General features: G+C 70.8%; 10 protein-coding genes. All 10 read left to right on the forward strand.

Features of this window, described 5'->3' with window-relative positions; genetic code table 11:
• Positions 1-5 precede the first annotated feature (5 nt).
• Complete coding sequence (gene nuoI / locus AB0D08_RS09625) at positions 6-599, forward strand: NADH-quinone oxidoreductase subunit NuoI (RefSeq protein ID WP_359887322.1); 594 nt, start codon at positions 6-8, stop codon at positions 597-599.
• Positions 596-1,465 (forward strand): NADH-quinone oxidoreductase subunit J, encoded by an 870-nt coding sequence (locus AB0D08_RS09630; RefSeq protein WP_051813311.1) that lies wholly within the window; start codon positions 596-598, stop codon positions 1,463-1,465. The genes nuoI and AB0D08_RS09630 overlap by 4 nt, the downstream gene beginning before the upstream one ends.
• On the forward strand, positions 1,462-1,761 hold the full coding sequence (gene nuoK, locus AB0D08_RS09635; RefSeq protein ID WP_014137607.1) for an NADH-quinone oxidoreductase subunit NuoK: 300 nt from the start codon (positions 1,462-1,464) through the stop codon (positions 1,759-1,761). The genes AB0D08_RS09630 and nuoK overlap by 4 nt, the downstream gene beginning before the upstream one ends.
• Before the next feature lie 14 nt (positions 1,762-1,775).
• Positions 1,776-3,671: an NADH-quinone oxidoreductase subunit L gene (nuoL, locus tag AB0D08_RS09640; protein ID WP_033822566.1), complete on the forward strand. Its 1,896-nt coding sequence runs from the start codon at positions 1,776-1,778 to the stop codon at positions 3,669-3,671.
• A 31-nt stretch (positions 3,672-3,702) separates the two neighbouring features.
• Positions 3,703-5,319 carry an NADH-quinone oxidoreductase subunit M gene (locus tag AB0D08_RS09645; RefSeq protein ID WP_359887326.1) on the forward strand — a complete coding sequence of 539 codons (1,617 nt, stop codon included), beginning with the start codon at positions 3,703-3,705 and terminating at the stop codon, positions 5,317-5,319.
• On the forward strand, positions 5,316-6,947 hold the full coding sequence (nuoN, locus tag AB0D08_RS09650) for an NADH-quinone oxidoreductase subunit NuoN (protein ID WP_033822564.1): 1,632 nt from the start codon (positions 5,316-5,318) through the stop codon (positions 6,945-6,947). Before AB0D08_RS09645 ends, nuoN begins: the two co-directional genes overlap by 4 nt.
• Positions 6,948-7,116: 169 nt before the next feature.
• The gene (locus tag AB0D08_RS09655; RefSeq protein WP_033822563.1) at positions 7,117-8,130 is read left to right on the forward strand and encodes a polyprenyl synthetase family protein; all 1,014 of its coding nucleotides are present in this window, start codon (positions 7,117-7,119) and stop codon (positions 8,128-8,130) included.
• Between the two features lie 143 nt (positions 8,131-8,273).
• A complete protein-coding gene (locus AB0D08_RS09660; protein WP_082526821.1) occupies positions 8,274-8,936 on the forward strand; it encodes a response regulator transcription factor in 663 nt (220 codons plus the stop codon).
• 265 nt (positions 8,937-9,201) lie between these two features.
• Complete coding sequence (locus tag AB0D08_RS09665) at positions 9,202-11,154, forward strand: 2-oxoacid:acceptor oxidoreductase subunit alpha (RefSeq protein ID WP_359887331.1); 1,953 nt, start codon at positions 9,202-9,204, stop codon at positions 11,152-11,154.
• Positions 11,151-12,197: a 2-oxoacid:ferredoxin oxidoreductase subunit beta gene (locus AB0D08_RS09670; protein WP_033822561.1), complete on the forward strand. Its 1,047-nt coding sequence runs from the start codon at positions 11,151-11,153 to the stop codon at positions 12,195-12,197. Before AB0D08_RS09665 ends, AB0D08_RS09670 begins: the two co-directional genes overlap by 4 nt.
• The last annotated feature ends 194 nt before the right edge of the window (positions 12,198-12,391 follow it).

Consider the following 12,391-nt stretch of genomic DNA (forward strand, 5'->3'; position numbering starts at 1 on the left):
CCGAGATGTCGGACAAGAGTGCTGACAAGCCGTCGATCCTCGGCCCGGCAGCCGGCTTCGGCGTGACCTTCCAGGCCATGTTCAAGAAGCGGCTGACCGAGCAGTACCCGGAGCAGAAGAAGCCCACCGCCCCGCGCTTCCACGGCCGCCACCAGCTCAACCGGCACCCGGACGGCCTGGAGAAGTGCGTCGGCTGCGAGCTCTGCGCCTGGGCCTGCCCGGCCGACGCCATCTACGTGGAGGGCGCCGACAACACCGAGGAGGAGCGCTACTCGCCCGGTGAGCGCTACGGCGCGGTCTACCAGATCAACTACGCCCGCTGCATCCTGTGCGGGCTGTGCATCGAGGCCTGCCCGACCCGCGCGCTGACCATGACCAACGAGTACGAACTGGCCGACTCCTCCCGGGCCGACCTGATCTTCACCAAGGAGCAGCTGCTGGTCGGGCTGACCGAGGGGATGGTCGACTCGCCGCACTCGATCTTCCCCGGTGCCGACGAGGGCGCCTACTACCGCGGCGAGATCACCGCGGCCGCGCCCGGCACCGTCCAGCAGGAGCGCACCGACCGCGAGAGCCGCGACAAGGAGGTGCAGTCATGACCTCCACCGGAGAGGCCGTCCAGTTCTGGGTCCTCGCCGTGATCGCCGTCGGCGGCGCGCTGGGCATGCTGCTGATGAAGAAGGCGGTGCACAGCGCGCTCTGCCTGGCCGCCACCATGCTGGCGCTGGCGGTCTGTTACCTGGCGCAGGGCGCCGTGTTCCTGGGCGTGGTGCAGATCGTCGTCTACACCGGCGCGATCATGATGCTCTTCCTGTTCGTGGTGATGCTGGTCGGCGTCACCTCGGCCGACTCCCTCAAGGAGCAGCTCAAGGGCCAGCGGGTGGCCGCGGTGGTCTGCGGCCTCGGCTTCGGGGTACTGCTGATCGCCGGCATCGCCAACGCGAAGCTCGACCACTTCACCGGCCTGACCGAGGCCAACGCCGAGGGCAACGTCCAGGGCCTGGCCCGGCTGATCTTCACCAAGTACGTCTGGGCCTTCGAGGTCACCGGCGCACTGCTGATCACCGCCGCCGTCGGCGCCATGGTGCTGACCCACCGCGAGCGGGTCCGGGCCGCCGCCACCCAGCGCGAGCTGGCCGCCCAGCGGGTCCGGGACAACATCCAGGTACCGCCGATGCCCGCCCCCGGCGTGTACGCCCGGCACAACGCGGTCGACATCCCGGGCCTGCTGCCGGACGGCACCATCGCCGAGGACTCGGTGATGGGCACCCTGCGCGAGCGCGGCCAGATCCGCGACGTCAGCCGGCAGATGCTGGAGCGGATGGCCGAGCTGGAGGAGAGCACCGCCGACCGGCTGGGCCGCCCGTCCTCCGCCCGGCCGCCGGTCACCGGCCCGCGCCGGGAGCTGGAGACCGTACCCACCAAGCCCGCGCCGGCCACCGACGTGAAGGAGGAGACGGAGTGAACCCCGTCAACTACCTCTACCTCGCCGCCCTGTTGTTCACCATCGGCGCCTCCGGGGTGCTGGTCCGGCGGAACGCGATCGTGCTGTTCATGTGCGTCGAGCTGATGCTCAACGCCTCGAACCTGGCCCTGGTCACCTTCTCCCGGCTGCACGGCAACCTGGACGGCCAGATCATCGCGTTCTTCACCATGGTGGTCGCCGCGGCCGAGGTCGTGGTCGGACTGGCGATCATCGTGTCCATCTTCCGGACCAGGCACTCGGCTTCGGTCGATGACAGCAACCTGATGAAGCTGTAGGCGGAGGGCCTTCGGTGAACTCTCTCATTCCGCTGCTCGTGGCGGCCCCGCTGGCCGGTGCTGCCCTGCTGCTGCTCGGCGGGCGCCGCCTCGACCGCTTCGGCCACTGGCTGGCCACGCTGCTCGCGGCCACGTCCTTCGGCTTCGGCCTCGCGCTCTTCGCCGACCTGCTCGGCCGTCCCGGCGACGACCGGACCCTGCACGAGACGCTGTACAGCTGGATCCCGGTGAACGGCTTCCAGGCCGACGTCGCCTTCCAGCTCGACCAGCTGTCCATCGTCTTCGTGCTGCTGATCTCCGGCGTCGGCACCCTGATCCACCTGTACTCGGTGGGCTACATGGCGCACGACGAGCGCCGCCGGCGCTTCTTCGGCTACCTCAACCTGTTCCTGGCGGCCATGCTGCTGCTGGTGCTGGCCGACAACTACCTGCTGCTGTACGTCGGCTGGGAGGGCGTGGGCCTGGCCTCGTACCTGCTGATCGGCTTCTGGCAGCACAAGCCCAGCGCGGCGACCGCGGCCAAGAAGGCCTTCCTGGTCAACCGGGTCGGCGACATCGGACTCTCCATCGCGATCATGCTGATGTTCACCACCTTCGGCAGCTTCACCTTCGGCCCGGTCTTCGGCGCCGCCGGTGACGCCGGCGAGAGCCGGCTGACCGCGATCGGCCTGATGCTGCTGCTCGCCGCCTGCGGCAAGTCGGCCCAGGTGCCGCTGCAGTCCTGGCTCGGTGACGCGATGGAGGGCCCGACCCCGGTCTCGGCCCTGATCCACGCCGCCACCATGGTCACCGCCGGCGTCTACCTGATCACCCGCTCCTCGGCCATCTTCAACCTGGCACCCGACGCCCAGCTGGTCGTGGTGGTGGTCGGCACGGTCACCCTGCTCTACGGTGCGATCGTCGGTTGCGCCAAGGACGACATCAAGAAGGCGCTGGCCGGCTCGACCATGTCGCAGATCGGCTACATGATCCTGGCGGCCGGCCTCGGCCCGATCGGCTACGCCTTCGCCATCATGCACCTGGTGACCCACGGCTTCTTCAAGGCCGGGCTCTTCCTCGGCGCCGGGTCGGTCATGCACGGCATGAACGACGAGGTGGACATGCGTCACTTCGGCGGACTGCGCAAGTACATGCCGATCACCTTCGTCACCTTCGGCCTCGGCTACCTGGCGATCATCGGCTTCCCCGGCCTGTCCGGCTTCTTCTCCAAGGACAAGATCATCGAGGCGGCTTTCGCCAAGGGCGGCACCGAGGGCTGGATCCTCGGCACCTGCGCCCTGATCGGCGCCGCCGTCACCGCGTTTTACATGACCCGGGTGATGCTGATGACCTTCTTCGGCGAGAAGCGCTGGCAGCCCGACGCCGAGGGCCACCAGCCGCACCCGCACGAGTCGCCGTCCACCATGACCCTGCCGATGATCGTGCTGGCCTTCGGCTCGGTCTTCGCCGGCGGCCTGTTCGTCTACGGCGACTCCTTCGTCAACTGGCTGGAGCCGGTCACCGGCCACGCCGAGGGCGACTCCCCGCTCACCCCGCTCACCGTCACCCTGATCACCACCGCCCTGATGGTGGTCGGCGTCGCGATCTCGTACGCCATGTACGGCCGCTCGCCGGTCCCGGTCGAGGCCCCGAAGGGCTCGCTGCTCACCAGGGCCGCCAGGCGCGACCTGATGCAGGACGAGATCAACCACGCGGTGCTGGTCCGGCCGGGCACCGGCCTGGTCGCCTCGCTGGTCTTCTTCGACAGCAAGGCGGTGGACGGCTTCGTCAACGGCCTGGCCGCCACCATCGGCGGTCTCTCGGGCCGGCTGCGGCGGATGCAGACCGGGTTCGTCCGCTCGTACGCGCTCTCCATGTTCGGCGGCACGCTGGTGCTGGTCGCCACCACTCTCCTGATGAGGTCAGTGTGATGACTCCTGATTGGTACCCGGGAGGCCGGCCGTGAGCTACCTGCTGACCGCCACCTGTGCCGTTCCCGCCGCCGGTGCCGTGCTCACCGCCGCGCTGCCGGCCGGGACCACCGATGCGCGCCGCCGGACCACCAAGACCGTCGCGGTCGCCGTCTCGGCCGCCACCCTGGCGCTCGCCGCCCTGGTGGCCGTCAGGTTCGAGCCGGGCGGGGCGCGGTACCAGCTGACCGAGTCGTACAGCTGGATCCGCTCCTTCGGCATCAGCTTCTCGCTCGGCGTCGACGGCATCGGCGTGGCGCTGACCCTGCTCACCGCGGTCCTGGTGCCGCTGGTGCTGCTCGCCTCCTGGCACGACGCCGATCCGGCGCCCGCGCCCGAGGGGACGTTCGAGAACCGCCGCCGTACCCAGGGGTTCTTCGCCCTGATCCTGGCGGTGGAGGCGATGGTGATCGTCTCCTTCCTGGCCACCGACGTCTTCGTGTTCTACGTGTTCTTCGAAGCCATGCTGATCCCGATGTACTTCCTGATCGGCGGTTTCGGCGACCGCGCGGGCGGCGCCGACTCGGCCGCCCAGCGCTCCTACGCCGCGGTGAAGTTCCTGCTGTACAACCTGCTCGGCGGCCTGGTGATGCTGGCCGCCGTGATCGGCCTGTACGTGATCGGGCAGAACCAGGGCTTCGCCACCTTCGACCTGCCGACGCTGACCGGCGCCATCGCCGACGGCAAGCTGGTGATCGACCCGGTCGCGCAGAAGGCGCTGTTCCTCGGCTTCTTCTTCGCCTTCGCGGTCAAGGCCCCGCTGTGGCCGCTGCACACCTGGCTGCCGAACGCGATGGGCGAGGCCACCGCCGGCACCGCCGTACTGATCACGGCGGTGGTCGACAAGGTCGGCACCTTCGCGATGCTGCGGTTCTGCCTCGGCCTGTTCCCCGACGCCTCGAAGACCTTCGCCCCGGCGATCCTGGTGCTCTCGCTGGTCTCCATCGTCTACGGCGCGCTGCTGGCCGTCGGGCAGAAGGACATCAAGCGGCTGGTCGCGTACGCCTCCATCTCGCACTTCGGCTTCATCATCATGGGCATCTTCGCGATGACCAGCCAGGGCCAGAGCGGCGCCACCCTCTACATGGTCAACCACGGCATCTCCACCGCCGCCTGGATGCTGGTGGCCGGCTTCCTGATCTCCCGCCGCGGCTCGCGCCTGATCGCGGACTACGGCGGGGTGCAGAAGGTCGCCCCGGTGCTGGCCGGCACCTTCCTGATCGGCGGTCTGGCCACCCTGTCGCTGCCGGGGCTGGCGCCGTTCGTCAGTGAGTTCCTGGTCCTGGTGGGCACCTTCACCCGCTACCCGGTGGTCGGGATCATCGCCACCTTCGGCATCGTGCTGGCCGCGCTGTACGCCCTGGTGCTCTACCAGCGCACCATGACCGGCCCGGTCAAGGAGGGCGTGCGCCACCTGCCCGACCTGAAGCTGCGCGAACTCGCCGTGGTCACCCCGCTGGTGGCGCTGACCATCCTGCTCGGCGTGTACCCCAAGCCGCTCACCGACATCGTCAACCCGGCGGTGGACGCCACCCTTTCGCAGGTCCACCAGACCGACCCGGCACCGGCCCACCCGGTCGCCGCCACCACCGGAGGTGAGCAGAAATGACCGGTTGGCTCGCCGCCGCGGGCGGCAACAGCCCGAGCATCCCGGCCCCGCACATCGAGTACGGCCAGCTGTCGCCGATGCTGGTGGTCTTCGGCGCCGCGCTGGCCGGCATCCTGGCCGAGGCGTTCCTGCCGCGCCGGATGCGCCACACCGCCCAGCTGGTGATCGCGCTGCTCGGCCTCGGCGGCGCCTTCGCCGCCGTGGTCGTGCTCGCCGCCCAGGGCCACGGCACCACCAAGGCCGGCCTGCTGGCGATGGGCGCGGTGGCGATCGACGGCCCGGCGCTGTTCCTCCAGGGCGTCATCCTGCTCACCGCGGTGCTGGCGGTCCTCACCTTCGCCGAGGGCCGGCTGGAGCCGCGCCTCAACGGCAACACGGTGGACGCCTTCGCCGCCCAGGCAGCCGCCGTCGCCGGCGGCGAGCAGGAGCGCGAGGCGACCCGGGCGGGCCTGCGGACCTCCGAGGTCTTCCCGCTCACCCTGTTCGCGGTCGGCGGCATGCTGCTCTTCCCGGCCGCCAACGACCTGCTGACCATGTTCGTCGCGCTGGAGGTCTTCTCCCTCCCGCTGTACCTGCTGTGCGCGCTCGCCCGCCGGCGGCGGCTGCTCTCCCAGGAGGCGGCGGTCAAGTACTTCCTGCTCGGCGCCTTCGCCTCGGCGTTCTTCCTGTTCGGCACCGCGCTGCTGTACGGCTACGCGGGCAGCGTCCAGCTCGGCGACATCGCGGACGTGGTCTCCGGCGTCGCCCCGGTCACCCCGGCGCTCGCCACCACCACCCAGAACGACGCGCTGCTGCTGATCGGCCTGGCGATGGTCTCGGTCGGCCTGCTGTTCAAGGTCGGCGCGGTGCCGTTCCACTCCTGGACCCCGGACGTCTACCAGGGCGCGCCCACGCCGGTCACCGGCTTCATGGCGGCGGCCACCAAGACCGCGGCCTTCGGCGCCTTCCTGCGGCTGTTCTACGTGGCCTTCCCCGGCCTGCGCTGGGACTGGCGGCCCGTCATGTGGGGTGTGGCGATTCTCACCATGGTGGTCGGCGCGGTCCTGGCGGTGACCCAGCAGGACGTCAAGCGCCTGCTGGCGTACTCCTCGATCGCCCACGCCGGCTTCATCCTCACCGGCCTGATCGCCACCAGCCGGCAGGGTCTCGCCGCGGTCCTCTTCTACCTGCTGGCCTACTCCTTCGTCACCCTCGGCGCCTTCGCCGTGGTGACCCTGGTCCGGGACTCCAAGGGGGAGGCCACCCACCTGTCCAGCTGGGCGGGCCTGGGCCGGCGCTCCCCGCTGGTGGCGGCGGTCTTCGCGCTGTTCCTGCTGGCCTTCGCGGGCATTCCGCTGACCAGCGGCTTCACCGGGAAGTTCGCGGTCTTCCAGGCCGCGGCGGCCGGCGGGGCGACCCCGCTGGTGATCGTCGGTGTGCTCAGCTCGGCGATCGCGGCGTTCTTCTACATCCGGGTCATCGTGCTGATGTTCTTCTCCGACCCGCAGCCCAACGGCCCCGCGGTCACCGTGCCCAGCCCGCTCACCGCCACCGCGATCGGCGTCGGCGTCCTGGTCACCCTCGGCCTCGGCCTGCTGCCGCAGTACTTCCTCGACCTGGCCTCGAAGGCCTCGGTCTTCGTCCGCTAGGACGCGCACGACCCCGCCCGCCCGTCGGGGGCCTCGACCGAGCGTCGAGGGCCCCTGGCGGGCACGCCCGTGCAGTGATCCACTCGCGACCGGATACGCTGCCTTGTACGTGCAACGGCGGGGATCAGGGACCGGCCCGCTTGATCGACCAGGGACAGGAGTGGTCTTCGTGACCGTCGTGGGGCCCTTCGGGCTGAGCGTGCAGGACCGCGATCTGACCCGCGACGTCCGGGCCGGGATGGACGCCGTGGAGACCTCGCTGGTCGAGGCCGTCAAGAGCGAGGTCCCGTTCATCACGATCACCGCGAGCCACCTGATCGAGGCCGGCGGCAAGCGTTTCCGCCCGCTGCTGGTCATGCTCGCCGCCCGCTTCGGCGACCCGTACGCCCCCGGGGTGGTCCCCGCCGCCGTAGTGGTCGAGCTCACCCACCTCGCCACGCTCTACCACGACGACGTGATGGACGAGGCCCCCGTCCGGCGCGGCGCCCCCAGCGCCAACTCCCGCTGGGACAACTCCGTCGCCATCCTGACCGGCGACTTCCTCTTCTCCCGGGCCTCCCAGGTCCTCGCCGACCTCGGCCCGGAGGCCGTCCGGATCCAGTCCGACGCCTTCGAACGGCTGGTCACCGGCCAGATCCTGGAGACCGCGGGCCCCCGCCCCGGCGACGACGAGCTCCAGCACTACCTGGACGTCATCGCCGGCAAGACCGGCTCGCTGGTCGCCGTCTCCTGCCGCTTCGGCGCCCTGATGTCCGGCGCCGAGCGCTGGATGGTCGACATCCTCGCCCAGTACGGCGAGCGGATCGGCACCGCCTTCCAGCTCGCCGACGACGTCCTCGACATCGCCAGCGACGGCCACGAGTCCGGCAAGACCCCCGGCACGGACCTCCGCGAGGGCGTCCCCACCCTGCCGGTGCTGCTGCTGCGCCAGATGCCGGCCGACCCGTCCGACCCCGAGGACACCCGCCTGCGGGAGCTCCTCGACACCGACCTCGCCGCCGACGACGAGCTGCACGCCGAGGCGCTGCGGCTGCTGCGCCGCCACCCGGCGCTGGAGCGGGCCCGCCGCGAGACGCTGCGCTACGCCGAGGAGGCCCGCGCGCTGCTCGACCCGCTCCCCGACTGCCCGGCCAAGGCCGCGCTCCAGGAGCTCTGCGACACGGTCGCCATCCGCACCATGTGAGGACGGCCGCGCCCGGGCGGTTGTCCCGCGCCGCGGGCGGCCGTCCCGGACTTCCGGGGCCGGGGTACCGCCGGATGGGGGAGACTGAGGCCGACTGATCAAGCCTCAGTAGCAAGCCTCTGTAGCTCCGGAAGGGCACTCCCATGCTGCGCGTCGTCATCGCCGAGGACTCCGTACTCCTGCGGGAGGGCCTGACCCGGCTGCTCACCGACCGCGGTCTGCAGGTGGTGGCGGGGGTCGGCGACGGCGAGGCACTCCTGAAGACGGTCCACGAGCTGGCCGCCGCCGGCGAGCTTCCGGACGTCGTGGTCGCGGACGTCCGGATGCCCCCGACCCACACCGACGAGGGCGTGCGCGCCTGTGTGACGCTCCGCGGCCTGTACCCGGCGGTCGGGGTGCTGGTGCTGTCGCAGTACGTGGAGGAGCGCTACGCGGCGGAGCTGCTGGCGGGTTCCACCCGCGGGATCGGGTACCTGCTGAAGGACCGGGTGGCCGAGGTCCGGGAGTTCGTGGACGCGGTGGTGCGGGTCGCGGAGGGCGGTACGGCGCTGGACCCGGAGGTGGTGCAGCAGCTGCTCAGCCGCAGCCGCAAGGGCGATGTGCTGGCGGGGCTGACCCCGCGTGAGCGGGAGGTGATGGGCCTGATGGCGGAGGGCCGGACCAACACCGCGATCGCCCGGCAGCTGGTGGTCTCGGACGGCGCGGTGGAGAAGCACGTCTCCAACATCTTCCTCAAGCTGGGCCTGGCGCAGAGCCCCGCCGACCACCGCCGGGTCCTGGCCGTGCTGACCTATCTGAACTCCTGAACCCGGCCGCTGCGCCCCCGGTCCGACCCTCACCCACCCCTGACCCGCCCTTGACCCGCACCTGACCTGCGGTTCGCCGCGGCCCGCCGACTCTTGTACGAACAGCGTACGAACGGCGTACGCGGCATCCGGGCGAGACGGGATGGTCCAAGACTCCGAGTTCCCCTCCAGCCGGGCCCGACCCGCTTAGGATGCGACTGGTGCACCAGGCGGACGGGGCACACGGCTCACGCCCGCGGCTGGCGCCACGAGGAGGTCCGCGGCAGTGACCAGTCAGGTCGATCAGTCAGCAGCAGTGGACGGCTCGGACGGGGAGGGCGGACCCGAGTCCGCCGCCCGGTCCGGTACGAGTGGAAGACCCGGCAAGCCCATCCGGCGCCTGGATCGTGTGATCATCCGCTTCGCGGGTGACTCCGGCGACGGTATGCAGCTCACCGGTGACCGTTTCACCTCGGAGACAGCGGCGTTCGGCAACGATCTGTCGACGCTGCCCAACTTCCCGGCCGAGATCCGGGCACCCGCCGGGACGCTCCCCGGTGTCTCCAGTTTCCAGTTGCACTTTGCCGATCATGACATTCTGACCCCGGGCGACGCGCCGAACGTGCTGGTCGCGATGAACCCGGCTGCCCTGAAAGCCAACCTTGCCGATCTGCCGCGCGGCGCGGAGATCATTGTCGACACCGACGAGTTCACCAAGCGGGCACTGGCGAAGGTCGGTTATGCCGCCGACCCGCTGGGCGACGGCTCGCTGGACGCCTACCGCCTGCACCGGGTGCCGCTGACCACGCTCACCCTGGAGGCCCTCAAGGACAGCGGTCTGGCCCGCAAGGACGCCGAGCGGGCGAAGAACATGTTCGCCCTCGGCCTGCTGTCCTGGATGTACCACCGCCCCACCCACGGCACCGAAACCTTCCTGCGCCGGAAGTTCGCCAAGAAACCCGCCATCGCCGAGGCCAACATCACGGCCTTCCGGGCGGGTTGGAACTTCGGCGAGACCACCGAGGACTTCGCCGTCTCGTACGAGATCCCGCCGGCCCGGCTGCCCGCCGGCACCTACCGCAACATCTCCGGGAACCTCGCGCTGTCCTACGGCCTGATCGCCGCGTCCCGCCGCTCCGGGCTGCCGCTGTTCCTCGGCTCGTACCCGATCACCCCGGCCTCGGACATCCTGCACGAACTGAGCCGGCACAAGAACTTCGGGGTGCGCACCTTCCAGGCCGAGGACGAGATCGCCGGGATCGGCGCCGCGCTCGGGGCGGCGTTCGGCGGGGCGCTCGGCGTCACCACCACCTCGGGGCCCGGCGTGGCCCTGAAGTCGGAGACGATCGGCCTCGCGGTCTCGCTCGAACTGCCGCTGCTGGTGGTCGACATCCAGCGCGGCGGCCCATCCACCGGCCTGCCGACCAAGACCGAGCAGGCCGACCTGCTGCAGGCGATGTTCGGCCGCAACGGCGAGGCGCCGGTGCCGATCGTCGCCCCCGCCACCCCCGCCGAGTGCTTCGACGCCGCCCTGGAGGCGGCCCGGATCGCGATCACCTACCGCACCCCGGTGATGCTGCTCTCGGACGGCTACCTGGCCAACGGATCCGAGCCCTGGCGGATCCCCGAGACCGACGAACTCCCCACGATCGAACCGGACTTCGCCACCGGGCCGAACCGCGAGGACGGCGGCTTCTGGCCGTACAAGCGCGACCCGCAGACCCTGGCCCGGCCCTGGGCGGTGCCCGGCACGGCCGGCCTGGAGCACCGGATCGGCGGGATCGAGAAGCAGGACGGCACCGGCAACATCTCCTACGACCCGGCCAACCACGACTTCATGGTCCGCACCCGGCAGGCCAAGATCGACGGCGTCACCGTGCCCGACCTGGAGGTCGACGACCTGACCGGCGACGCCCGCCTCCTGGTGCTCGGCTGGGGCTCCACGTACGGGCCGATCACCGCCGCGGTGCGCCGCCTGCGCGCCGACGGCCACCGGATCGCCCAGGCCCACCTGCGCAACCTCAACCCGTTCCCGGCCAACCTCGGCGCGGTGCTCGCCTCCTACGAGCGGGTCATCGTGCCGGAGATGAACCTCGGGCAGCTCGCCCTGCTGCTGCGGGCCAAGTACCTGGTCGACGCCCAGTCCTACAACCAGGTCCGCGGACTGCCGTTCAAGGCCGCCCAGCTCGCCGACGTCCTGTCGACCACGATCGGCACACTCGAAGGAGATGGGCAGTGACCGAAGCCTTCCGCTCCCTGCACCTGGTCCCGAAGGCCGAATCCCCCCAGAGCGCCAAGGACTTCAAGACCGACCAGGAGGTCCGCTGGTGCCCGGGCTGCGGTGACTACGCGATCCTCGCCGCCGTCCAGGCCTTCATGCCGGAGCTCGGCATCCGCCGGGAGAACACCGTCTTCATCTCCGGGATCGGCTGCTCCTCCCGCTTCCCGTACTACATGAACACCTACGGGATGCACTCCATCCACGGCCGCGCCCCGGCGATTGCCACCGGCCTGGCCGCCTCCCGCCCCGACCTGTCGGTGTGGGTGGTCACCGGTGACGGCGACGCGCTGTCGATCGGCGGCAACCACCTGATCCACGCCCTGCGGCGGAACGTCAACCTCAAGATCCTGCTCTTCAACAACCGGATCTACGGGCTCACCAAGGGCCAGTACTCGCCGACCAGCGAGCTGGGGAAGATCACCAAGTCGACGCCGATGGGCTCGCTCGACGCGCCGTTCAACCCGCTGTCGCTGGCGGTCGGCGCCGAGGCCACCTTCGTCGCCCGCACCATCGACTCCGACCGCCAGCACCTGCAGTCGGTGCTGCGGGCCGCGGCCGAGCACGAGGGCACGGCACTGGTGGAGATCTACCAGAACTGCAACATCTTCAACGACGGCGCCTTCGAGGTCCTCAAGGAGCCGGCCACCCGGGACGAGGCGCTGGTGCGGCTCGAACAGGGCCGCCCCGTCCGGTTCGGCGCCGACCGCGGGGTCTTCCGCGGCCCGGACGGCGACCTGTACGTCGACCACGTCACCGAGGCCAACGAGGCACAGCTGCTGGTGCACGACGCCCACCGGCCCAGCCCCGCCACCGCCTTCGCGCTGACCCGCCTCGCCGACGCCGACACCCTGCACCACACCCCGATCGGCGTCCTGCGTGACGTCCACCGCCCGGTCTACGACACCCTGATGGCCGAGCAGCTGACCCGCGCCACCACCGAGCAGGGCGCCGGTGACCTCGCCGCCCTGCTGCACGGCAGCGACACCTGGACGGTCGCCTGACCATGCGACGCGGGCCGCACAGGCAGGAGCAGGCGCCCGGCCGGGGCTCTCCCCGGCCGGGCGCCCGCGTCGGGGCCTCCCTGCCCGGGTGCCCGCACCGGGGCTCCCTCTTGATCAAGCTCTTGTGATCAGGCAGGAGGTGGTGGTGGGTGGCTGTTCCCGCGTAGCGGCCACCTCCGTACCGCGCGACGCGG

Origin of the sequence: Kitasatospora sp. NPDC048540 (assembly GCF_040651175.1) — a bacterium.
Lineage (GTDB): Bacteria > Actinomycetota > Actinomycetes > Streptomycetales > Streptomycetaceae > Kitasatospora.